At 59.8% G+C, this 22,259-nt stretch carries 26 protein-coding genes, 1 tRNA gene and 1 pseudogene; 7 read left to right on the forward strand and 21 right to left on the reverse strand.

The window, feature by feature from the left end; genetic code table 11:
- Nucleotides 1-64: 64 nt before the first annotated feature.
- The 4 genes from HBJ59_RS03025 to HBJ59_RS03040 form a co-directional block, all read right to left on the reverse strand.
- Complete coding sequence (locus HBJ59_RS03025) at nucleotides 65-943, reverse strand: SMP-30/gluconolactonase/LRE family protein (RefSeq protein WP_167663420.1); 879 nt, start codon at nucleotides 941-943, stop codon at nucleotides 65-67.
- 69 nt (nucleotides 944-1,012) lie between these two features.
- Nucleotides 1,013-1,945, reverse strand: a complete 933-nt coding sequence (locus tag HBJ59_RS03030) for a 3-keto-5-aminohexanoate cleavage protein (protein ID WP_003211908.1) — start codon at nucleotides 1,943-1,945, stop codon at nucleotides 1,013-1,015.
- An 83-nt stretch (nucleotides 1,946-2,028) separates the two neighbouring features.
- Complete coding sequence (locus tag HBJ59_RS03035; RefSeq protein ID WP_010176559.1) at nucleotides 2,029-2,817, reverse strand: SDR family oxidoreductase; 789 nt, start codon at nucleotides 2,815-2,817, stop codon at nucleotides 2,029-2,031.
- A complete protein-coding gene (locus HBJ59_RS03040) occupies nucleotides 2,814-3,536 on the reverse strand; it encodes a GntR family transcriptional regulator (protein ID WP_003211913.1) in 723 nt (240 codons plus the stop codon). Before HBJ59_RS03040 ends, HBJ59_RS03035 begins: the two co-directional genes overlap by 4 nt.
- Nucleotides 3,537-3,671: 135 nt before the next feature.
- Between HBJ59_RS03040 and HBJ59_RS03045 the strand changes: the two genes are divergently transcribed.
- Complete coding sequence (locus HBJ59_RS03045; protein ID WP_076015912.1) at nucleotides 3,672-4,064, forward strand: VOC family protein; 393 nt, start codon at nucleotides 3,672-3,674, stop codon at nucleotides 4,062-4,064.
- A 120-nt stretch (nucleotides 4,065-4,184) separates the two neighbouring features.
- On the opposite strand, the gene HBJ59_RS03050 is transcribed toward HBJ59_RS03045, so the two are convergent.
- Nucleotides 4,185-4,331: a hypothetical protein gene (locus tag HBJ59_RS03050; RefSeq protein WP_008437901.1), complete on the reverse strand. Its 147-nt coding sequence runs from the start codon at nucleotides 4,329-4,331 to the stop codon at nucleotides 4,185-4,187.
- 198 nt (nucleotides 4,332-4,529) lie between these two features.
- Between HBJ59_RS03050 and HBJ59_RS03055 the strand changes: the two genes are divergently transcribed.
- Nucleotides 4,530-5,822, forward strand: coding sequence for an MFS transporter (locus tag HBJ59_RS03055; RefSeq protein ID WP_076015913.1), 1,293 nt, complete (start codon nucleotides 4,530-4,532; stop codon nucleotides 5,820-5,822).
- Between the two features lie 12 nt (nucleotides 5,823-5,834).
- The gene (locus HBJ59_RS03060) at nucleotides 5,835-6,593 is read left to right on the forward strand and encodes a substrate-binding domain-containing protein (RefSeq protein ID WP_167662743.1); all 759 of its coding nucleotides are present in this window, start codon (nucleotides 5,835-5,837) and stop codon (nucleotides 6,591-6,593) included.
- On the opposite strand, the gene HBJ59_RS03065 is transcribed toward HBJ59_RS03060, so the two are convergent.
- On the reverse strand, nucleotides 6,585-7,487 hold the full coding sequence (locus HBJ59_RS03065) for a LysR family transcriptional regulator (RefSeq protein WP_076015915.1): 903 nt from the start codon (nucleotides 7,485-7,487) through the stop codon (nucleotides 6,585-6,587). The genes HBJ59_RS03060 and HBJ59_RS03065 overlap by 9 nt on opposite strands.
- 382 nt (nucleotides 7,488-7,869) lie before the next feature.
- On the opposite strand from HBJ59_RS03065, the gene HBJ59_RS03070 reads away from it, so the two are divergent.
- The 3 genes from HBJ59_RS03070 to HBJ59_RS03080 all read left to right on the forward strand — a co-directional run bounded on the left by HBJ59_RS03070 (nucleotide 7,870) and on the right by HBJ59_RS03080 (nucleotide 9,447).
- Nucleotides 7,870-8,151 (forward strand): type II toxin-antitoxin system ParD family antitoxin, encoded by a 282-nt coding sequence (locus HBJ59_RS03070; RefSeq protein ID WP_083676694.1) that lies wholly within the window; start codon nucleotides 7,870-7,872, stop codon nucleotides 8,149-8,151.
- Nucleotides 8,148-8,468, forward strand: coding sequence for a type II toxin-antitoxin system RelE/ParE family toxin (locus HBJ59_RS03075; protein ID WP_167662744.1), 321 nt, complete (start codon nucleotides 8,148-8,150; stop codon nucleotides 8,466-8,468). The genes HBJ59_RS03070 and HBJ59_RS03075 overlap by 4 nt, the downstream gene beginning before the upstream one ends.
- Nucleotides 8,469-8,565: 97 nt before the next feature.
- Nucleotides 8,566-9,447 carry a hypothetical protein gene (locus HBJ59_RS03080; RefSeq protein WP_076015917.1) on the forward strand — a complete coding sequence of 294 codons (882 nt, stop codon included), beginning with the start codon at nucleotides 8,566-8,568 and terminating at the stop codon, nucleotides 9,445-9,447.
- Here the strand turns inward: HBJ59_RS03080 and HBJ59_RS31950 are convergent.
- The 5 genes and pseudogenes from HBJ59_RS31950 to HBJ59_RS03100 all read right to left on the reverse strand — a co-directional run bounded on the left by HBJ59_RS31950 (nucleotide 9,416) and on the right by HBJ59_RS03100 (nucleotide 14,820).
- Nucleotides 9,416-10,279 carry a methyl-accepting chemotaxis protein gene (locus HBJ59_RS31950; RefSeq protein ID WP_372241458.1) on the reverse strand — a complete coding sequence of 288 codons (864 nt, stop codon included), beginning with the start codon at nucleotides 10,277-10,279 and terminating at the stop codon, nucleotides 9,416-9,418. The two genes, HBJ59_RS03080 and HBJ59_RS31950, sit on opposite strands and share 32 nt — an antisense overlap.
- Nucleotides 10,274-11,065, reverse strand: a pseudogene (locus HBJ59_RS31955) (MCP four helix bundle domain-containing protein); the annotation flags it as partial. The gene HBJ59_RS31950 and the pseudogene HBJ59_RS31955, both read right to left, overlap by 6 nt.
- 155 nt (nucleotides 11,066-11,220) lie before the next feature.
- A complete protein-coding gene (locus HBJ59_RS03090; RefSeq protein WP_167662746.1) occupies nucleotides 11,221-12,246 on the reverse strand; it encodes a histone deacetylase family protein in 1,026 nt (341 codons plus the stop codon).
- An 11-nt stretch (nucleotides 12,247-12,257) separates the two neighbouring features.
- Nucleotides 12,258-13,487: a Zn-dependent hydrolase gene (locus tag HBJ59_RS03095; protein ID WP_167662747.1), complete on the reverse strand. Its 1,230-nt coding sequence runs from the start codon at nucleotides 13,485-13,487 to the stop codon at nucleotides 12,258-12,260.
- A 22-nt stretch (nucleotides 13,488-13,509) separates the two neighbouring features.
- The gene (locus HBJ59_RS03100) at nucleotides 13,510-14,820 is read right to left on the reverse strand and encodes an MFS transporter (protein WP_076015921.1); all 1,311 of its coding nucleotides are present in this window, start codon (nucleotides 14,818-14,820) and stop codon (nucleotides 13,510-13,512) included.
- A gap of 159 nt (nucleotides 14,821-14,979) precedes the next feature.
- On the opposite strand from HBJ59_RS03100, the gene HBJ59_RS03105 reads away from it, so the two are divergent.
- Nucleotides 14,980-15,921, forward strand: coding sequence for a LysR family transcriptional regulator (locus HBJ59_RS03105; protein WP_167662748.1), 942 nt, complete (start codon nucleotides 14,980-14,982; stop codon nucleotides 15,919-15,921).
- 42 nt (nucleotides 15,922-15,963) lie between these two features.
- Here HBJ59_RS03105 and HBJ59_RS03110 read toward each other — a convergent pair whose 3' ends face one another.
- From HBJ59_RS03110 to bamC, 10 genes are all read right to left on the reverse strand, one after another.
- Nucleotides 15,964-16,731 (reverse strand): anti-sigma factor, encoded by a 768-nt coding sequence (locus tag HBJ59_RS03110; protein ID WP_167662749.1) that lies wholly within the window; start codon nucleotides 16,729-16,731, stop codon nucleotides 15,964-15,966.
- On the reverse strand, nucleotides 16,728-17,225 hold the full coding sequence (locus HBJ59_RS03115) for an RNA polymerase sigma factor (protein ID WP_076016007.1): 498 nt from the start codon (nucleotides 17,223-17,225) through the stop codon (nucleotides 16,728-16,730). The genes HBJ59_RS03110 and HBJ59_RS03115 overlap by 4 nt, the downstream gene beginning before the upstream one ends.
- Before the next feature lie 59 nt (nucleotides 17,226-17,284).
- Nucleotides 17,285-17,836: a tetratricopeptide repeat protein gene (locus tag HBJ59_RS03120; RefSeq protein ID WP_076015924.1), complete on the reverse strand. Its 552-nt coding sequence runs from the start codon at nucleotides 17,834-17,836 to the stop codon at nucleotides 17,285-17,287.
- A gap of 43 nt (nucleotides 17,837-17,879) precedes the next feature.
- On the reverse strand, nucleotides 17,880-18,437 hold the full coding sequence (locus HBJ59_RS03125) for a cytochrome b (protein WP_167662750.1): 558 nt from the start codon (nucleotides 18,435-18,437) through the stop codon (nucleotides 17,880-17,882).
- 76 nt (nucleotides 18,438-18,513) lie between these two features.
- Nucleotides 18,514-18,948 carry a DUF86 domain-containing protein gene (locus tag HBJ59_RS03130; RefSeq protein ID WP_167662751.1) on the reverse strand — a complete coding sequence of 145 codons (435 nt, stop codon included), beginning with the start codon at nucleotides 18,946-18,948 and terminating at the stop codon, nucleotides 18,514-18,516.
- Nucleotides 18,938-19,333: a nucleotidyltransferase domain-containing protein gene (locus tag HBJ59_RS03135; protein WP_167662752.1), complete on the reverse strand. Its 396-nt coding sequence runs from the start codon at nucleotides 19,331-19,333 to the stop codon at nucleotides 18,938-18,940. The genes HBJ59_RS03130 and HBJ59_RS03135 overlap by 11 nt, the downstream gene beginning before the upstream one ends.
- A gap of 121 nt (nucleotides 19,334-19,454) precedes the next feature.
- Nucleotides 19,455-19,544: transfer RNA gene (locus tag HBJ59_RS03140), tRNA-Ser, on the reverse strand.
- 83 nt (nucleotides 19,545-19,627) lie between these two features.
- Nucleotides 19,628-20,341, reverse strand: a complete 714-nt coding sequence (gene purC, locus HBJ59_RS03145) for a phosphoribosylaminoimidazolesuccinocarboxamide synthase (RefSeq protein WP_003211975.1) — start codon at nucleotides 20,339-20,341, stop codon at nucleotides 19,628-19,630.
- Between the two features lie 28 nt (nucleotides 20,342-20,369).
- Nucleotides 20,370-21,128 (reverse strand): MBL fold metallo-hydrolase, encoded by a 759-nt coding sequence (locus HBJ59_RS03150; protein WP_167662753.1) that lies wholly within the window; start codon nucleotides 21,126-21,128, stop codon nucleotides 20,370-20,372.
- Between the two features lie 4 nt (nucleotides 21,129-21,132).
- A complete protein-coding gene (gene bamC, locus HBJ59_RS03155) occupies nucleotides 21,133-22,248 on the reverse strand; it encodes an outer membrane protein assembly factor BamC (protein WP_076015929.1) in 1,116 nt (371 codons plus the stop codon).
- Between the last annotated feature and the right edge of the window lie 11 nt (nucleotides 22,249-22,259).

The raw sequence follows: 22,259 nt of genomic DNA on the forward strand, positions 1-22,259 counted from the left end.
GGCGCGCGAGGGCGCGCACTGACACAAGGTTGCGGAAGGAATGTGCCTTGTTGAAAAAAACGCGCTAGCTGGCGAACCGTCGCTCGGCTATTCCTTGCACGCCCAGCCCGGTGATCGCAAAAAGCGCCCCGCGCTGCTGACCGTCGGCCGGAAAACGCGGCAACGGCGGCTTGGCCATGGAGGTGACAAACAGGGTGTCCAGGTTCGGCCCGCCAAAGGTCAGGCTGGTGACCTTTTTCACCGGCATCTGGATGATCCGGTCGACCTGTCCATCCGGTGTGTAGCGCACCAGTTTTCCGGCGTAGACCAGCGCCTGCCACAGGCAGCCTTCGGCATCCACGGTGCAGCCGTCGGCGGCGCCACCGCTGCTGGTGTCGACCTTGGCGAAGGTGCGTCGATTGCTCACGGCCCCCGTGGCGAGGTCGTAGTCATAGGCCCAGATCTCGCCGGACCAAGTGTCGCAAAAGTACAAGGTGTCGCCCGACGGGCTCCAGCACGGGCCGTTGGACACGATGATGCCTTCGTCCAGGGTGTGCAGGCTGAGGTCCGTGTCGAGGCGGTAAAGTTTGGCGCTGGCGCTGTCTTCGAGGGTGTCCATGGAGCCGAAGACAAAGCGGCCCTGGCGGTCGACCTTGCCGTCGTTGAGGCGGTTGTTGGGCAGTGCGGGTTCCGGGTCGATGACCAGCGTCTGTTCGCCGCTGTTCAGGTCGAGCAGATGCACGCCGTTTTGCAGGGCGACGATGGCTTGCTCGCCGCTATGCCGCAGGGCCATGGAGCCGATTTTCTGGCCCACGTCCCAGGCGCGCAGTTCGCGGCCATCATCGGTGCAGCGCAGGATTCGGCCGTCGGCGCTGTCGATCCAGTACAACCGTTGTTGCTCGACGTCCCACACCGGGCCTTCGCCCAGGGTGGTCTTCACGTCCACAAGCACTTCGATACGCATGGTGTTATCCCCTTTTTTGTTGTTGTGCGGGATGGACATGGCCGCGCCGTGACGCGGCCGGTTTGTGCCTTAAAAATTGACCTGATCGCGCCCCTTGAGCCCGAGGATTTCTCGCGCTTCATCCGGCGTGGCGACCCGGTGGCCGAGGGCTTCGATCACCGTGCGAATGCGCCGTACCTGATCGGCGTTGGACGCGGCCAGTTTGCCCGGGCCATCCCACAGCGAATCTTCCAGGCCGACCCGGGCATTGCTGCCCATGGACAGGCCCATGGTGGCCAGCGGAATTTGCCCACGGCCGGCGCCGAGGATCGACCACACGTAGTCGTCGCCAAACAGCCGGTCGGCGGTGCGGCGCATGTGGGCCAGGTCTTCCGGGTGGCCGCCGATACCGCCACGCAAACCGAATACCGACTGGATAAACAGCGGTGGCTTGAGCAGGCCGCGCTCCAGGAAATGGGCGGCGGTGTACAGGTGGCCAATGTCGTAGCACTCGATTTCAAAACGTGTGCGGTTCTCGGCGCAGGAATTGAGGATGTGGGTAATGTCGCGGAAGGTGTTGCGAAAGATCCGGTCGTCACTTTCTTCCAGGTACGGACGCTCCCAGTCGTGCTTGAACTCGGTGAAGCGGTTGAGCATTTCATACAGGCCGAAGTTCATCGAGCCCATGTTCAGCGAGGCCAGTTCCGGCTTGAACTGCATCACCGGTTGCAGGCGTTCTTCAACACCCATGGTCGGTGCGCCGCCGGTGGTGATGTTGATCACCACGTCGCTGGCGGCTTTGATGTGCGGCAGGAATTCGGCGAACAGCGCGGGGTCCTGGCTGGGACGGCCATCGATGGGATCACGGGCATGCAGGTGAACAATAGCGGCGCCCGCTTCGGCGGCACCGATGGCGGCGTCGGCAATTTCCTGCGCGGTGATCGGCAAATGCGGCGACATCGACGGCGTATGGATGGCACCGGTGACGGCGCAGGTGATGATCACAGGACGATTTTTGGACATGACGATTCTCCGACTTTTATTCTTATGAAAAAAAATCCCGGGTGTGGCTTGTGTGTTCTTCCTTGGCTAAACGCTGACGCGGCCTACAGGTACTCGACGTTACCGTCGACACTGATCGCTTGGCCGGTGACATTGCGGGCGGCGGGCGAGCAGAGAAACAAAGCCATGGCCGCGACGTCTTCGGCGGTGACCATGCGCTTGAGGGAGATCTTGTTGAGGTATTCCTGGCGCATCTCGGCTTCCGGTACGCCGACCTGTTCGGCACGGGCGCGAATCACGCCGTCCATGCGCGGGCCTTCGACGATGCCGGGCAGCAAGGCGTTGACGCGGATGTCGCTTTCGCCCAGCTCCGAGGCCAGGGATTTCATCAGGCCGACGATGGCCCATTTGGTCGCGGCATACGGCGTGCGCCAGGCGTAGCCAAGACGGCCCGCGACCGAGGCGATATGCAGCAGATGGCCGTGGGACGACTCCTTGAGCATCGGCACCGCGTGATGGGCAAAACGGTATTGCGCCGTCAGGTTGATATTGATCGTGGCTTGCCACTCGGCATCGCTGATGGCGTCGATGCCGCCGGTGGGACCGGCAATCCCGGCGTTATTGACCAGCACATCCAGCCCGCCAAATTGCTCGCGCTGCACCTGGAACACCGCCTCGATCTGCGCGGCATCACTCACGTCGGCACGGGTGGCGACAGTGCCCGGGTACTTGTCGCGAAACGCCGCCAGGGCTGGTTCGCTGACATCACACACATGCACCTTGGCACCCGCCTCCAGATAGGCCGCCGCCAACACTTCACCGATGCCGGCAGCCCCGCCGGAAATCAACACACGTAACCCAGGATAGGGCTGCAGCCGCTGTAGGACACTCATGCACGTTTACCTCCTGAAACAGACGACCGCGAACGGTCGTTCTTGACGAGCAGGCGCGCCAGGGAATCGGCGGCCTGCATGATGTCATCGGTCACGGCAGCGCGGGCACCGGCGCCATCGCGGGCGGCCAGGGCTTCGACGATGCGCGTGTGCGCCTCCATCGAGCGCTGCAAGTGAGCTTTATCGGGAGCGACCAGGGCAAAACACGGGCCCATGTGCAGCCAGAAGTTTTCCACGGCGGCCATGGTCAATTCGGCCTGGGCGACGGCATAGATCCGACGGTGAAAGGCGAAGTTGGTCCACAGGTAGCGGGAAACGTCGACTTCGTCGGCGGCTTGTTGCATCTGTTGGCAGAGGTCGGAGATTTCGTCGAGGTCGGCTTTTTCCAGGAGCAGTACGGCTTTTTCTGCCAGCAAACCTTCCAGGGCGACCCGCGCATCGCGAATCTCGCGCAGGCGTTCGACCGTCATCATGCGGACCCGTAGACGGGAGGTTTCGGTGACTTCAAAGGCGTTTTCGGCGCTAAGGCGCTGGAGGGCTTCGCGCACCGGCATGGGGCTGGAGCCGAGGGCTTCGGCGAGGCCGCGGATGGTGAGTTTCTGGCCGGGCTGAAAACGACCACTCATCAAGGCTTCACGGATCTGGCGATAGACCTGGTCTTGCAAGGTATCGCGGGACACCTGGCGCAAGGTGGGAAGGAGAAGCGGGCCATCTGTCATGAGTCAAAACCTGTGTTGTCGTTCTTATGGCTCCAATATGTGATCACAAATCAAATATGTCAAATAGTTTCCCGTTGACGGTATGAACGACCCTGACTCTAATGCCCTCCTCTCTCAAGCAAGGACCGCTGAACCATGAAATTCGCCTACACCATCGTCTACGTCCCGGACGTCGCTGCCTCCCTGCAGTTCTTCGAAAAAGCCTTCGGTTTGAGTCGTCGTTTCCTGCATGAGTCGGGAACGTATGGCGAGTTGGAGACGGGTAGCACCACGCTCTCCTTCGCGGCGCATGAGTTGGGCGAGATGAACTTCAAGGGCGGGCATGTGGAGGCGCATGCCTCACAGCAGCCGCTGGGGATGGAGCTGGGGTTTGTTACCGAGGATGTGTCAAAGGCCCATGCCAGAGCGCTGGCGGCGGGTGCGACAGAGCTTGCTGCGCCGAGCACCAAGCCTTGGGGGCAGGTGGTGTCGTATGTGCGTTGCCCGGATGGCACGCTGGTGGAGTTGTGTACGCCGATTCAGAACTGAAGAAACACTGTAGGAGCGAGCTTGCTCGCGAAGGCCGTTAACGATAACGCGGGAAACCAGGTGCCCCGCGTCGCCCTCAGGTTTTTCGCGAGCAAGCTCGCTCCTACAGGAAACAAGGACTTAAGGCTTGAGCGGGCGCTCCTGGTCACGCTCGGACAGCTCGGTGCCATCGTCCGGATGCTTCCAGGTCTGCGGTTTTTCTTCCTCGCGAAGCTTCCTGGCGCGCTCCTGCTCCAACTCATCACGTTGCTTGTGTTCGTTGCTCATACCCACCTCCCGTCCGTAAGAATTGGACACACTGGGCAAGCATAGATGAGGGAGCGGTTTTGTGTGACTCCGGTCATTGATAACCAAGACGCATCAATGCATGTAAATTACTCACTTATCATTTCTAAATGTGTCAGCCACTATCCGCGGTCTTAAGCGAAACAAGCACTTTAAAAAGAACGCTGGAGACACAAAAAAATGCAAAATCCTTCACGGCCTGACTCTGCCCGCTCCAAAGTCGGCGCGGTCTTTCGCGTCACCTCCGGCAACTTTCTCGAACAGTTCGACTTCTTTCTGTTCGGTTTCTATGCCACCTATATCGCTGCCGCCTTCTTCCCCGCTGCTAATGAATTTGCGTCATTAATGATGACCTTCGCCGTGTTCGGCGCAGGCTTTTTGATGCGTCCGCTGGGCGCAATTATCCTCGGTGCTTACATCGACGATGTGGGCCGCCGTAAAGGCTTGATCGTGACCCTCGCGATTATGGCCAGTGGCACGCTGCTAATCGTGCTGGTACCGGGCTATCACACCATCGGCTTGTGGGCACCGCTGCTGGTGCTGATGGGCCGCCTGTTGCAAGGCTTCTCGGCCGGCGCAGAACTGGGCGGTGTATCGGTGTACCTGGCCGAAATGGCCACACCGGGCCGCAAGGGTTTCTACACCAGCTGGCAATCGGGTAGCCAGCAGATCTCCATCGTGGTCGCGGCCGCCCTGGGTTATGGCCTGAACCAATGGATGGAACCGGCGGTGGTTGCCGATTGGGGCTGGCGTATTCCGTTCGCCATCGGCTGCGTGATCATCCCGTTCATCTTCGTCCTGCGTCGCAACCTGCAGGAAACCGAAGAGTTCGCCAACCGCAAGCACCGCCCCACCATGCGCGAAGTGCTGGCCACCCTGGTGAAGAACTGGACCCTCGTCATCGGCGGCATGATGATGGTGGCGATGACCACCACCGCGTTCTACCTGATCACCGTATACGCGCCGACCTTCGGCAAAACCGTGCTTAACCTGACCACCTCCGACGCCCTGCTGGTGACCTTGCTGGTGGCCGTGTCGAACTTCATCTGGCTGCCCATCGGCGGCACCCTGAGTGACCGTTTTGGCCGCAAGCCGGTGCTGATCGCCATGACCACTCTGACTGTGCTGACCGCCTACCCGGCACTTTCCTACGTGGTCAATGCGCCAAGCTTCGCGCACATGCTGGAAACCCTGCTGTGGTTCTCCTTCCTCTACGGCATGTACAACGGCGCGATGATCCCGGCGCTGACCGAAATCATGCCGGTGGAAGTGCGCGTGGCGGGCTTCTCCCTGGCCTACAGCCTGGCGACCGCGATCTTCGGTGGTTTTACCCCGGCGATCTCAACCTGGTTTATCCACGAGACGGGCGACAAGGCGTCGCCGGCCTACTGGTTGATGTTTGCCGCGCTGTGCGCACTGTGCGCGACGTTTGCGCTGTATCGCCGCGCCAGCGCCCGTCTGCAAGTTGCCTGAGGGGTCACGTCGATGAAAACCCTATTGAAAACACTGGTGGCACTGGCGATCGGTTCCCTGGCAATGGTGGTCCACGCTGAAGAGCTGAAAGTCATGACCTCAGGCGGCTTCACCGCTGCCTACAAGGTGCTGGGTGCGCAATACGCCACCCAGAGCGGCGATACCCTCGACACCATCCTCGGCCCGTCGATGGGCAAGGCGCCGGAAGCAATTCCCAACCGCCTGGCCCGTGGCGAACACGCCGACGTGGTGATCATGGTCGGCTACGCGTTGGATGAGCTGATCAAGCAAGGCAAGGTCGACAAGGCCTCTCGCGTTGAACTGGCGGATTCGCGTATCGGCCTAGTGGTCAAGGAAGGCGCAACCAAGCCTTCGATTGCCACCGACGCCGAACTGAAGACGGTACTGAGCAACGCCAAATCCGTCGCGTATTCGGACAGCGCCAGCGGCGTCTACGTCGAAAAGGAACTGTTCAAGAAACTCGGCATGCCGTCCAAGGGCACCATGATCGAACGCATCCCGGTAGCCTCCCAAGTCGCCAAGGGTGACTACGAAGTGGGCTTGCAACAGGTGTCCGAACTGCTGCCGATTCCGGGCGTGACCTACGTCGGAAAAATCCCTGAAGACGTGCAGTCCGTCACCCGTTTTGCCGCAGGCATTCCAGTGAATGCCGAACACCCGGCGCAGGCGAAAAAGCTCCTGCAATTCCTCGCCTCACCCCAGGCGCAACCGGTGGTACAAGCCACCGGCCTGGACTCGGTATCACACTGACCGGAAGGGCATCTGCCGGGTCAACCGCTCCAACTCGAGTGCCGCCGGCGTCAACGTACGCCCGCGGCGCTTGATCAGCCCCACGTTGCGCACCACCTCCGGCTCCACCAGCGGCACACTCGTCAGAATCGGATGCTTGCCGCCCGGCATCGCAATCGACGGCACCATCGCCACCCCCAACCCCGCCTCCACCAGCCCGATCATCGTGGTCACGTGATGGGTTTCGCAGATGCTTTGCTTCTTCACCCGCACCCCGCGCAGGGCCTGGTCCAGCAAAAAGCGATTGCCTGAGGTCTTGTCCACGGTGATGTAGTCATGCTCGTACGCCTCGGCCCACGTCACACTGGCACGGTCCGCCAGTGGATGATCCCGGCGACAGGCCAGCACATAACGCTCCTGCAACAACAGCTCGAACTCCACCCCATCCGCCAGGCTGCCGCTGAAACTCACGCCGAAATCCGCCTCGCCACTTTCCACCGCCGCACACACCTCGCCCGCACTCGCGTCCAATACCCGCAGTCGAATCTTCGGATAGAGCTTGTGGAATTCGGAGATCACGTGGGGCATGAAGTAGTACGCCGTAGACGGCACACAGGCGATGGTGACATTGCCCATACGGGTTGAAGCCACGTTACTGATGCCCATCAGGGCGATGTCCAGGTCATCGAGCATGCGCTCGACTTGCGGCAGGAACGCGCGACCAACCATGGTCAGGCTGACACGGCGCGTGGTGCGTTCGAAGAGTTTGACGTCGAGGGCGGACTCGAGCTTTTCGATGCGCCGACTGAGGGCCGGCTGGGAGATACGGATGGCTTCGGCTGCAGCACGGAAACTGCCCTTGTCTACGACGGCACGGAAGGCTTGGAGGTCGTTGAGGTCGAAGTTGATGATCACGAGGGCAGCCGTTGGTTGAGCAGATGTGGCGAGCATTATCGTATGGGGGCTGGCGGGATGCTATTGGCGCGGCCCACATACTCGGGATCAGCCAATAACCCTACGGAAAATATGCGGTCATACATATCAGCAGGGAATTTGCGTGGGTGAGAAACGAGACTCCTGAAAAGCGTCAATACTGACAGCCTCAAATCCAGCTCTCACTTTTAGGCCCACTATGGAAAAGTCTTTGACGATGGATTACCCCATCAGTATCTGCACGAAACAGACAGCACGCTGGTCAGTTCAGGAGACTCTAGCGACTCACACTGGTCAGTTACCGCTTGCAACACGCCCAGCGTTGAGTAGGATTAAATCCTACCCAGCAAAAGCGGACGCTACCATGCGCTCAACCCAGCAAATGAGCATCACCTTGCCGATTGAGATGGCTGCACTCGTCAAAGCCAAAGTGAGCACTGGCGAATATGCCAGTGAAAGTGAAGTCATACGCGACGGGCTGCGAATCTTGCTGGCACGTGACCGCGCAATGGAAAACTGGCTTCGGGATCAAGTGATTCCAGCAGCCGTCGCCCTCAAGGCCGATCCAGACAGCGCGCTGTCTGCCGCCCAGGTCCGCGAACACATGGCAGCCAAACGCCAACAGAAAGGCAACCGTAAGTCGTGACCTACACGGTAGCTTTTTCACCCAAGGCAGTAACGCAACTCGAAGAACTTGAAGACTACATCACCCAGGCCGGCTCACCCGTCGTCGCTGCGCGCTATGTAGATGCCATCATCACTTACTGCGAAAACCTGTCTCTGTTTCCTCTGCGCGGCATCAGCCGTGAAGACTTGTTACCCACTCTACGTACCACTCACTATCGGCACACCACCATCGTCGCTTTTACAGTAGATGCCGACACTGAAACGGTATCGATTGTAGGGGTGTTCTACGGAGGGCAAGATTACGCAGCCCTCTTGCAGGACGAGGACAACGGTTAACTTCGGCTCCAATCGTTCTATTCACGAATAGCTACCGGTAACTCAATCAATGGATAAAACAATAAAAAGGACTTTCCGCCCCGCACCACTCTACCGCATGTTTCGACCGGGATTGTGGCTCGTGGGGTCACTCTGTTTTGCAGCTCTGGGCTTCTTCGCCTGGCAAAGCTTCTACCCGGTCAGTGCAGCCGAAGACTGGAGTGTTCATGTCGTTCACCGCGACGTAGCAAAGGCCGCATCACTGATGCCGATGCCCGACGGTTCACTGATGGTGAGCCAGGAATTGAGCGATGGGCTTGGCAGTATCGTGCGCATCTTGCCGGACGGAAAACGCGAACTGGTGGTAGGAAATCTCTCCAAGCCCGATGGTATGGTCGCCACTCAGGGCGGCTGGGTGTTCAGCCAGGAAGTGGATGGCGCGCCGGTCAGTTTCCTCAAGGACGGCGTCGTCACCGAGCTGTTCAAGGGAGAAAGCGTGCAAGGGCTATGGGACGACGGCGAGTATCTCTATGCCATCGAAGACCGCAAGGTAGGTGCCCGGATATTGCGCTATCACTGGAGCGATAAAACACTGAGCGTCGTGCGTGACCAACTCAGCGAAGGCGAGTCGATTGTTCGCTGCACGGATGGGCGCATGCTCTACACAGAAAAGAAAAAGGGCGTGGTGCGAGAGCTGACCATCGACGGTAGCGACCCGGTGGTACTGAGCCAGTTGAACAAACCCACCTTCCTGATGTGCGATGAACGCGGGTTATGGATCAACGAGGATTCAACCCACCGTGCGCGTTTGTTGTTGATCGACAAGCACGGGCGCCAGCAGACAATTCTGTCTTTCCTGAAGGCGCCACAGTCGATTGTGCGTACGACGAAGGGAACGTACCTGGTGGCCGAAGGTGGCCGTAACCGTATCCTGGAACTGGTGCCGTCCCTGGCACTGGAGAACCGCGCTACAGCTGAAACCGCGCCACAGCCTCATTAAGCGACACAGCCAACCGCGCCAGCTCGTGGCTCGATCCGTTGATCTGCCCCGCACCCGAGGACGACTGCGCGGACAGGTCACGAATATTGACGATGTTGCGGTCCACTTCCTTCGCCACCTGGGCCTGCTCCTCGGCGGCGCTGGCGATGACCAGGTTACGCTGATGAATCTGGTCGATCGAGTCGGTGATCTGGCTCAGTGCGCCACCGGCTCCTTCGGCCAGGATTAGCGTTTCGCTGGCCCGCTGGGTGCTCGATTGCATCGATGTCAGCGCCTGGCTGGAACCACTGCGCATCGCAGTGACCATCTGGTCGATCTCCAGGGTCGATTGCTGGGTGCGATGGGCCAGTGCACGCACTTCATCCGCCACCACGGCAAAACCACGCCCGGACTCACCAGCACGCGCCGCTTCGATGGCGGCGTTCAGCGCCAGCAAATTGGTCTGCTCGGCGATGGAGCGAATCACGTCCAGCACCTTGCCGATGTCCCGCGACTGATCGGCGAGGTTTTGCACCAGGCTCGAGGTTTCGCCGATGTTGGTACTCAGCGCCTGAATCGCGCTGACCGTTTCACCGACGCGCTGCTGACCGTCGCGGGCCGTTTCATTGGAGAGGCGGGTCGATTCGGAGGTGGAAACGGCATTACGTGCCACCTCATCGGCGGCCGAAGTCATCTCATTGACGGCGGTGGCGGCTTGCTCGATTTCAGCGGTCTGCTTTTGCAGGCTGCGGCTGCTCTGGTCGGTGATGCCATTGAGATCGGTGGCCGATGCTGCCATCTGCCCGGCTGACTGGCGAATCAACTGCAAGGTGCTGCGCAGGCTGCCTTGCATGCTTTGCAGTGCCACGAGCAGGCGCGTGACTTCGTCGTCACCGGTCACTTCAACGGTCTGGGTCAAATCGCCCTGGGCGACATTTTCTGCAGCGCGCACCGCGTGGCTCAAAGGGCCAACGATACTGCGCGTCAGCAACCAGGCCAGCGCCACGGTGCTCAACGCGGCCAGCAGAACAAAACCGAAGACCATTGTGCGCGAGCGGCTGTACTGCAGCTCTGCCATCTGGCCCTGCATATTTATCTGGGCGTTGTAGTAGTCGGCCAGGGCATTGAGCTGATTGCCGGAGCCGTCGACCACGGTTTTCATGTCCACCAGCAGCAACTTGTTCAGCTCGGCGAGCTGCTGCTTGTCGGCGAGGATGAACGACTGAGTCAGGCCTTGCTGGTACTGACGCAGGGACACCTGGAACTGATCGTAGAGAGTGCGCACTTCGGGTGTGTCGATGACGGCATTCAGGTCGGCGAGTTTTTTCGTCAGGTCCTGGCTGCGGGTGTCCATCTGACTGCGGTATTGCGGGATGCTAGCAGCATTGGAATCAAGGGCCATGCGCAGGGAAATGGTGCGGATACGCAGCATGATTTCGCGAATGTCCGACACCAGGCGCATTTTCGGCACCAGGCCACGTTCCACCTGCACCGCGCTTTCGCGAATGCTCGCCATGTTCGAGAGGGCAAAGAACCCCAGCAGCGCCACGAGCAAAGCAATCAAGGCAAAACCGAGACCCGCACGGCGGGCAATGGACAGGCTGCGAAGCGACATGGCGATTGTTCTCATTATGGGCATACGACATCGTATGACAGAGTTTCGGCCAGCCTGGGCAGGACTTGAGAGGTATTGACCAGAAGTTAACGGATATAAATTACCTACCTGAAAGCCCTACGGAACGGACACGCCTTGAATGTATTTCCAAGGCAGTCCGAGTTTCTTTATTCAGCAGGTTAGATCGACCACGCCTGAGCACTTTCAAAAAACGCCTGCGCATTACTGTCCAGCGTTTGCAGGTGATAGCCGCCTTCTTGCACGATCACACACGGCAGCCCCAACCCACGAATACACTCACCCAACCGCGCAAACCCTTCCCGCGTCACCGCCACTTTGCTCTGTGGGTCCAGCTCGTAGATATCGAACCCCAGCGACAACACCAGCACGTCCGCCGAGAAGTCCTTCACCGCCTTTAACGCCAGCTCCAGCTTTTCAAAGAACACCGCCTCACTGGCACCATGCGCCATCGGCAGGTTGAGGTTGAAGCCTTCGCCCGAAGCATGGCCACGCTCTTGCTCAAAACCTGCAACGCCGGGATAGAAGTTGGTTGGATCGCCATGAATCGACACGTACAGCACGTCATCGCGGTCGTAGAAAATCTCCTGGATGCCTTGCCCGTGGTGCATGTCGGTATCGAGTACGGCGACGCGCTCGAAGCCATCGCGCAAGGCCTGCGCCGCCACCGCCGCATTGTTGATGTAGCAAAACCCACCGGCAGCATCGAAGCGGGCGTGGTGGCCTGGCGGGCGGCACAGTGCATAAGCGGCGGGCGCGCCGTCGAGGATGTCTTTGGCTGCGGCGACCGCGCTTTGGGCTGACCAATACGCCGAACGCCAGGTAAGTTCACCAATCGGGCAACTGCCATCGGCGAGATAGCGCGCCGCCTGGGCCAGGATGCCGCGCAGGGCGTTGGGCTCGCGCACGAAGATGTTGGACATGACTTCGTCGCCCCAGTCTTCGGGGATTTCTTTCCAGCGTTGGTGGGCTTCCTGGAGGAAGGTCAGGTAGGCGGCGCCATGTACAGCCAACAGTGGATCAAGGCCGTGGTCGTGCGGTTGCTGGATCTCGAAGCCCAGGGTCTGGGCGGCCAGCAGCAGGTTGCGGGCGCGCTCCGGGACCTCCTGCGGCGTGCGCATCTGGCCACGAGAGTAGTAGCTGCGAGGATGGTGCAAAAGTTGTTCGGGATGAAAAAAAGTACGCATGGGATTTCTCCTTACTGAACCTGGCCGGCACGTTTCAACACGGCATTGAGCAATACATCGGTGCCCTGGCGAACATCCTCGGGCAACACGTCTTCCGCTTCGTTATGACTCAAGCCGCCGACGCACGGAATAAAGACCATCGCCGTCGGGCAGAACCGCGCCAGGTGGATAGCATCGTGGCCCGCGCCGCTGACGATGGATTGCTGCGCATACCCCAACGTATCTACCGCCGACTGCACACACGCCACACACTCGGCATCAAACGGCGTGGCGGGACTGATCCAGTGCGGGCTGACGGTGACGCTCAGGCCACGTTGCGCGGCGATATCCTGCAAACGGACGCGCACTTGTTGCTCCATGGCTTCGATGTCGGCGTCGCGGTGATGGCGCAGGTCGACGGTGAAACTCAGCAGGCCGGGAATGGTATTGCGCGACGACTTGGCGATGTTCAATTCGCCCACCGTCGTCAGGCCTTCAGGCGCAAAATCAGCCGCCAGGTTTTCCAGCGATTGAATCATCTGCGCGGCGCCGTACAAGGCGTCCTTGCGCAGCGGCATCGGCGTGGTCCCGGCATGGGCGGCCATGCCTTCCACGCGTACATCGAGCCAGCGAATCGCCTGGCCACCGGTGACCACGCCGATGCTCTTGGCGTTGTCTTCCAGAATAGGGCCTTGTTCGATGTGCGCTTCAAAATACGCATCCACCGCGCCACCCAATGGGCGCTCGCCGTTGTAGCCAGTGCTGCGCAACGCATCCGCCACGCTGACACCGTCGACATCCTGGGTGGCCAGCGCCTTGTCCAACGCCAAGGTGCCGGTGAACACCGCCGAGCCGAGCATGGCCGGAGTAAAACGGGCACCCTCCTCGTTGGTCCACACGGCGATTTCCAGCGGCTTGCGCGTTTTGATCCCGTGGTCGTCGAGGCTGCGGATCACCTCCAATCCAGCCAACACACCATAGACGCCATCAAAGCGCCCGCCTTCCGGCTGGGTGTCGAGGTGGCTGCCCATCATTACTGGTGCAGCCTCGTTATCGCTGCCCGCTCGGCGAGCGAACAGGTTCCCGATAGCGTCCACGCTCAAGGTCAGCCCGGCGTCTTCACACCAGCGGCTGAACAGCGCGCGGCCAGCCTGGTCTTCGGCGCTCAACGCCAGGCGGCAACTGCCACCGCGGGCCGTCGCGCCGATCTCGGCCATGGCCATCAGGCTGGCCCACAGGCGCTCGCCATTAATCTTCAACATACACACTCTCCAATCAAACGCTTCAAGCCATTTCAAGGCGGTGGGCGGTAGCGTGGCGACGGGACAACGCCAGTACGCACACCAGCGAAACCGCCGCGATCGCGCTGTAGAACACTGCCATCGGCCACCACTGGCCCTGGTATTCATGGGCCAGCCAGGTGCCGATCAACGGCGTGAGGCCGCCAGCCAGCGCGCCGCACACTTGATAGGCCAGGGAGATGGCGGTGTAGCGCACGCGGGTTTCGAACAGGCCGCTGACGAAGCCGGCGATCACCGCATAAAACGAAGCCATGCACACCACGGCCAGCGCGATGCCGAGGATGATCAACGGCGCCTGGCCGCTGCTGACGAGCACGAACATCGGATACGGCGAGGCCATCGCGAGCACGGTCATCGCACACAAAAAGCGTGTGGCACCGACCTTCTCCGCCACCCAGGCCGCAAGCGGCTGGACGCAGAACTGGATGATGGCCACGACAAATAGGCATTCCAGAATCAACGAGCGCGGCAGGTTAAGTTGCTGGGTGGTGTAGGCAATCATGAAGGTGTTGGTGAAATACACCCCGGCAATCCCCAAGGTATTGGCACCAATGCACAGCAACAGCGGGCGCCATGAAGTCCTCAGCACTTCGATCACCGGTGCCTGATCCTGGGTGATGGCCCGGGCTTTTTCCGCCTTGGCCTTGTCTTCGAGGAACTCGGGCGATTCATTGACGCCCAAGCGGATCGCCAGGCCGACGATCAACAACAAGGCACTGGCCAGGAACGGCACGCGCCAGCCCCAACTGAGCAGGTCGGCTTCCGGCAAACGGGTTACCGCGCTGAAGGCCAGCAACGACAGGATCAAACCCGCCGGGCTGCCCAACTGCGCAAAGGAAGCAAAAAAGTTGCGACGGCCTTTGGGCGCATGTTCGCCGGCCATCAGCACCGCCCCGCCCCACTCGCCGCCAACGGCGATGCCTTGCACGACACGCAGCAGTACCAACAGCACCGGCGCCGCTACGCCGATCTGTGCGTAGGTCGGCAACAGCCCGATGCACACCGTCACCACGCCCATCATCACCAGCGTGATCACCAGGGATTTCTTGCGACCGATACGGTCACCAATATGCCCAAACACAATGCCGCCCAACGGCCGGGCAAAGAAGCCCACGGCAAAGGTACCGAACGCGGCCATGGTGCTGAACAGTTTGTCGTCGGAAGGGAAAAACAGCTGACCGAACACCAGCGCCGCGGCGGTGGCGTAAATGTAAAAGTCATACCACTCGATCATGGTGCCGATGAAGGCGGCGGCCGCGGCACGGCGAGGCTGCGGCGAAGCGGAAGGCTTCATGGGGTTGGCTCCTTTGGTTATTTTTTTGGCAGGAGAAAGGTCTGGCGCTCGCGCTCTGATGGCGCTGGTTGAGGGTGATTTTTCGTCTCGACGCTATGATTAGTCAATTTTCTATTTATTATTCCAATTATAAATCCTGCTTATTATCGAGCTGTCGCCATGTCTGAAAACCGCCGCGATGTTCACCCGCTGCTCAACGACCGCCTGGACTGGAACCTGTTGCGCACCTTCCGGGTAATCGGCCAGGAACTGAGCATCAGCCGCGCCGCCGCGCGCCTGCACCTGACCCAACCGGCCATCAGCCAGGCGCTCAAGCGCCTGGAAGAGCAACTCGACTGCCAGCTTATTGCCCGACGCGGCCCACGTTTTGTGCTGACCGAAGCCGGCGAGCAGATATTCTCGATCGCCGGCGAGATGTACGGCCAGGTCTCGCAGATGAGCAACGCCCTGCAAAAGCCCGGTGACGAGGTGATCGGCAAGGTGCGGTTGCTGATGATCAGCCGGATCAATTCAGACACCTTTGATGACTTTCTCGCCGACTTCCATCGTCAGCATCCCAGGGTCGAACTGGACGTTGAGGTGATGCGCAGCTCGGACATCGTCAGCGCCCTGCTGGAGAAAACCGCGACGTTGGGCCTGAGCCTCAATCGCCGGCCGCAACCACGACTGGAGCAGCATCTGTTTCTGCGTCAGCGCTATGCCTTTTTTTGCGGCCGACATCACCCGTTATTCGGGCGTACCGGTTTGGCGGAGGGCGATTTGCAGTCGGAGAACTTCGTGAGTTTCACCAGTGACCAGATCGGCGGGATGCTCTCTCCGTTGACCATCTTTCGTGACCAGCAGGGCTTCAGCGGGCGCATCGTGGCGTCCTCCTCCAGCCTGGAGGAAGTGCGGCGGTTGGTGATTGCCGGGTTTGGCCTGGGCTGCCTGCCGATTCATGTGGTGGCCGAAGATGTGAAGAATGGATTGCTCTGGCGCTTGCCGCCGGACGAAGGGATTACCGACGTGGATATCCACCTGCTGTGGAACCGCGAGCAGAAGATGAGCCGGGCGGAGACGGTGTTTATTGAAAGCCTGTCGGCGCGATTGGCTGCCGAATGAGTGCCATTGGTGAACAGTCGAAGGGTTATTCCATGCCAATGACTACACGGCCAGGGCCTTCTCGGCACTGCGCGCCATGATCTGCAAATCTTCAAATGGATTTCTGCCAATCAACATGAAGGCATGGGTTGGATTGGACCAAAAAACCACGTTCATTCCACGACGCTGTTCGGTGGCCATGGGCATCAGGCCTTTTTTCGCAGACGTAATACAGAGCGCCAGCGGGCCGTGACGTGCGTCGAGGTACGTTAATTGGCCAATTAATACGCCATCGTAATCGAGGATTTGTGCGCGCCTGAACTCGGCGCCCGGCAGGCTTATCGCCTCTGGGCTCAGCGGCAGACCGAGCTGGCGCCCTACCGAACTCAGTTGGGCGATAAGCGAGTCGGGATCAGCGCTGAGGTTTTCCAAGGTCTGGGGCGTATACAGCGCCATGTATTCGGTGACCGAGGCACGCCAGCCCGAACCCGGTTCAGGCCGGGGCAAGGTCATGAACAACCGATCGGCGACCACACCGGCCACCGCAAAGCTTGCCGCTACCGCGATAAACCTGCGTCGACTCAGGGTCGATGTTTGCGCCGGCGGCAGGCTATCGAGCATCGCCTGCAAACGTTCAGTGGGGGCTTGATCGAGTACCGAATCGAAAGCTGATTTGAACGACAGGTGCCCGCGCTTGAGCTGCTCTACGCGGGCAGTCATGGCTGGATCGATCCCCAGCAGGTTATCGATAACCTGACGCTGCTTAGGGTCTAACTCACCGTCCAGATAAGCCACCAGCAGTTCATCCGACGGTGGGGTGTTTTGAGTCATCGTCGTTCTCCGCTCGATTTATCCAACACGCCGCTTGAGTGCGCCGTTTCAGCCAGTTTCAAGCGCGCAGCGGCCAGCCGGCTCATCACCGTTCCCACCGGGATATGCAGGACTTCGGCAATTTCCTTGTATGAAAGCCCTTCGACGTAGGCCAGAAACACCGTCTCTCGCTGGGCTTCAGGCAACGCATTGACGCGCTTGATCACCTGCGCGGCCAGCACTTGATCCTGAGCCAGTGTTTCACCGTCGAACGACAACTCTTGCTCAGCGTCGACAAACCCCTGGCCTTGCCGTACCCGCTGCGAGCGCAATTCGTTAAGCCAGATCGAATGCATGATCGTCAGCAACCAGCGGTCCAGTCGCGTGCCGGCCATGAACTGGCCTGCACGCTCGAGTGCCCGCACACAAGTGGCTTGCACCAGGTCATCCGCCACATGCTTTTGTCGCGACAGCACCAACCCGTATCGCCATAAACGTGGCAACAACTGGCTCAACTCACGACGCAACTCAGCGTCTTTGCTGATGGCAATCTCCCGACTGTTCGCTCACGGGTTTAAGCCTGAGGCGCGGCGGCGATAGCTTCGGCCAGGTCTTCGTATTCTTCGCAGGTGGTACTGCACAAGGCCTTGATTTTCACCAGTTGCTCCTGGGCCAGGTCCACGCGGCCCTTGATGACGTAGGCCTCACCCAAGTACTCACGGACTTGTGCGTAGTTGGGGTCCAGGGCCACGGATTTCAGGTAGTAGCTGATGCCTTCGTCGGTGCGGCCCAGCTTGCGGGTGGCGTAGCCGCGGTAGTTCAGGGCCTTGGCAGTGTTCGGGTTTTGCAGGGTGTCGAGCAGTGACAGGGCTTCTTCGTAACGCCCGTCCTTGGCCAGACGATAGGCGTAATCAGTGCGGTCGGCGTCCGACGTGGCTTTGCTGGTTTGCAGCACGCACTTGCCGGTCTTGGTATCCCAGACCTGGCCTTTGGGGCAGTTGGGCTTGGGTGGCGCCGATTCGTCACCGGAAGCATGAGCCTGACCGGCCAGCAGTGCGGCGGCCATACAGGCACCGAAGAACAAAGCGGTACGGTAACCAACAGCGTGTTCGTGGCGATTGTTCATGGCGCTCATGCTCCGTAACGATAGGGAAAGTACAGCAGCAAACTCAGTGTTGAAGATCGCCCCAAGGGCCGGGCAGCATGCGGCGCAGCGTACCGTCGCGCTGGATGTAGTGATGCCACAGCGCAGCGCAGGCATGCAGCCCCGCAAGCACGATGATCGCCCAGGCGACATTGTTGTGCAGCCCACCCAGGGTGCCGCGCCATTCGTGATCAATCACGAATGGCGCGGGAAGGGGGAACAGTCCGAAAAAGTTGAACGGCTCGCCCTGGGCCCAGCGGAACAGGAAGCCCAGGGTCACTTGCGTCAGTAGTAACAGGTATAGACAGCCGTGGGCGATCTTGGCGGCCAGGTTAAGCGCAGGGTGGTTGTCGGCCTTTGGGTGATTACCACCGAACAGCCGCCAGAGGATACGTGCCGCGATCAGCACTGCCATGGCGATGCCGAGGGAGATATGGACGGATTGCAGGCCTTTGCGCAGTGGCGTGCCTTTTTCCAGGTTTTCCCAGATGTGGGCGCTGGCGAACATGAAGATCACCAACGCGGCGGTTAGCCAGTGGAAGGTGCGGGTCAGGCGGTCGTAGCGGTCGGCGAGGCTGTTCATGGGCGTTTCCTGGGTGGTCTGTGTGGTGAACACCGCAGCAGGAAAACTTATTCAGAGGGAGGGGAAAATTTACAGATTAGACCTGTTTATTTTCCAACCCAGCATCCTTGGTCAAAATATGCGAACTAAATGCTAGAAATTCACCCAGGTGTTTTGTGATGATCGCTACGGTAATCGGCAACTGAAGCGTCTGGTACTCGTGAACAGCAATGTTACGGAACCCGACCATGTTCTTCAGGTTGGTCAGCAACGCAGGATTGACCCAACCGCCCTGACACAACAACTCAAACACGTCACGAGCCCCTTGTGGAACCCCCAGGCGCTCACGACGAATCAAGTGTTGGCCCATGTCCAGCGCTGCCTCACAGGCACGCAGAATATTCAAAATCGCCGCATCCTGGCGCGTGAAATCTGTGGCGAAGCTGGTGGGATCTTTATCGTATTCCTGACGGGCGCGAGCAACGCACCGTTCAATGCTGGCTGCTTTATTGATGAGAACATCATCGACCATAAACTTTCCCCTCCTTCTGGATATCCGCCAACAACTCAGCCCTTGCCGTGTCCAGCGCGGTTTTTTCGCTCAGGACGTAGCTCTCGAATAGACCCGCCTGGACATTCCCGGACCAGAGCCGACGCCCAGTGGTCAATACTTGGTATTGCATTACTGTTGAGGCTGCGCGCAAATCAAGCAAGTCGACTGGAACTCCAACTATATCGGCCAACTCCCCGGAGAGCTGCCATAGCAACAAAGGCTCGACCGTTCCCGCAGAAAGTACCGCAACATCCAGATCACTCTCACTACCAGCCTCACCAGACACTTGGCTACCGAACACATACACAGCCAATAGCTCGGGAACTTCAGCCTGCAAACGCGCCAGTACTTTTTTAAAATTCATGACTGATGTCCGAAGCGCCAATTAACGAAGACCGTAGCAGAATTCATTATGCAGTTTCTGACTGAAAGCAAAAAACCCCCGACAACACTGAAGTTATCGGGGGTTTTTCATTTTTCAATAATGGCGGAGAGATAGGGATTCGAACCCTAGGTACCGGTGAAGGTACAACGGATTTCGAATCCGTCCCATTCGGCCACTCTGGCATCTCTCCAACGGCGCGCATCATAACAGCCTGTTTCCTGGAAGCAAAGCGCCAAAGCGATTTTTTTCCGTGCTATCAGATGCTTGCGTCGATTACAGCGGTACGCCGAGACGGTTGGCGACTTCTTCGTAGGCTTCGATGACGTCACCGAGGCCCTGGCGGAAGCGGTCTTTGTCCATCTTCTTGCGGGTGTCTTTGTCCCACAGGCGGCAGCCGTCCGGGCTGAATTCGTCGCCCAGGACGATGGAGCCGTCGTGGAACACACCGAATTCCAGTTTGAAGTCCACCAGCAACAGGCCGGCGTCGTCGAACAGTTTGCTCAGGACGTCGTTGACCTTCAGCGACAGTTCTTTCATGCGCGCCAGTTGCTCAGCGGTGCCCCAACCGAATGCCACTACGTGGGATTCGTTGATGAACGGGTCGCCCTTGGCGTCGTCCTTGAGGAACAGTTCGAAGGTGTAAGGGTTGAGCTTGAGCCCCTCTTCCACGCCCAAACGCTTCACCAAGCTGCCGGCCGCGTAGTTACGCACGACGCACTCGACCGGGATCATGTCGAGCTTTTTCACCAGGCATTCGTTGTCGCCCAGCAGTTTGTCGAATTGGGTCGGAATGCCGGCCGCTTCGAGCTTCTGCATGATGAAGGCGTTGAACTTGTTGTTCACCATGCCTTTGCGGTCGAGCTGTTCGATGCGCTTGCCGTCGAACGCCGAGGTGTCGTTGCGAAACAGCAGGATCAAGCGGTTGGCGTCGTCGGTCTTGTAAACCGATTTGGCTTTGCCGCGGTAGAGTTCTTCACGTTTTTCCATGATGGGCTCCGCTTGCTAAGTAGGTGGGCTAGGCGATGTGCCGCCAGTCAAGCCCTGAATCTTGATCGGCCAGTTGCAGCCAGTCCGGGTCGCACCCAAGAGTGTCGACAAAACATTGCCGGGCCAGCTGCGGCAGGTTGTTCTTGCTGCTCAGGTGGGCCAGGACCAGGTGTTGCAGGTCTTGCCAGCCCAACTCATACACCAGGTACGCCGCCTGGTGGTTGTTCAAATGTCCAAACTGCCCGCCAACCCGCCGCTTGAGAAAGGCCGGGTAGTGACCCCGCGCAAGCAGGTCACGGCAGTGGTTCGACTCGATCATCAATGCATCGAGGTCGCGATAACCGTCCAGCACCCTGGCGCAGTAGGAACCCAGGTCGGTGAGCAGGCCGAAGCGCCGTTCACCGTCACTGAATACGTATTGCGTCGGCTCCTGGGCATCGTGGGCCACTTCAATCACAGCGATGCTCAAGGCGCCGATCTGCAATTGCTCGCCACCAGCCAGCAAACCTGCGGGTTCAATCGGTTTGCGCATCCCGCGCAAGGTACCGCGACTCAGGTACACCGGAAGATTGTAGCGCCGAGACAGCAAACCCACGCCATGCACGTGGTCGGCATGTTCGTGGGTCACCAGAATCGCGCTCAGCTGCGCAGGGTGAACCCCCAGGCGCAGCAGGCGCCGCTCGGTTTCCCGCAGGGAGAAACCACAATCCACCAGGACGTACGTGTCGTCGTGGGCTACAAGCGTGCCGTTCCCTTGGCTACCGCTGCCGAGAACGGCAAAACGCATCGGATCAGCCCAGGTTGTCCTGAATCACGCCCAACACTTTGCGCGCCACTTCTGCCGGCGCCACGGTGTTGATGTTTTTCTCGACGGTGACTTGCACGCTTTCGCCTACCTTGCTCAAACGAACCTGGTAACGCTCGGCGCGAGTCTCGACTTCTTCCTTGGTCGGCTTGCTGCCGAACAGCTTGCTGAAGAAACCTGGCTCTTCGTCTTTCTTCTCGGCTTTTTCAGCCAAGTTGATGTAGTACAGGCCCAGGCTGCGGTTGATGTCTTCAACGCGCCATTCGCCGTGTTCCAGCGCGCGACCGACACTCGACCAGGCGCGATCCAGGTCTTCACCCAGGTTGAGCACGACGTTACCGCTGCCGTCTTCGCTGAGGCTGACGCGGCTAGGTGTGTCAAAGCTACCGGCGGCGAGCAGGGAGACGGAACCGCCCTTCTCGGAGATACGGCTCATGCTGGCGAGCATTTCGTCGACCAGGGCAGCGTCCACGCCGGTGTTGACCGAACGTGGGGTGAAGTCGACGTTGGCGGTGCTGCCGGCAGGACGCTCGGCGCTTACCACATAGACTTCACTGGTGTTGCGCTGCACGCCTGGCTCGATGCGCACGCGGATGCGGGCTTCGCTGTCATTGGCTACGCCGCCGGCTTGCAGGCGCTTGGCCATGGACGCCGACAGTTCGCTGGTGTGCTGCCACGCGGTGGTGAATTCACCGGTCTGCGGGCGTTGCTCATCGATGCGGAAACCGTTGTCCTGGAAGAACTGCACGGCCACCGGCCAGACTTCGGCAGGCGGACGCTGGGCCATGACCCAACGGGTATCGCCGCTCTTCTGCAGGCTGTAGTCGCTGGCATCGGCCACGGCCGACAGCGGCTGTGGACGCGGCACTTCGTACTCACCCTTGAAGGTGTCGTCGGCCACGTTGCGCGGAATCGGCAGCAACGGGTCAAGGCGCTTGGCGACATTGACGTCCGACGGCAATTTCATCGGGGCGGTTTGTTGGGCTTCCAGGTAATCGCTACCGCGGTCGCGGAAGTAGCCTTCCGGGCCCCAGATCCAACCGCAGCCACTGGTGCTGGAGATAATCAAGGCAAGTGCGGAAAGTCCGGCCAATCGCTTCATGCGTAGTGCTT

The organism is Pseudomonas sp. AN3A02 (assembly GCF_011765255.1).
In the GTDB taxonomy this organism is placed as follows: Bacteria; Pseudomonadota; Gammaproteobacteria; order Pseudomonadales; family Pseudomonadaceae; genus Aquipseudomonas.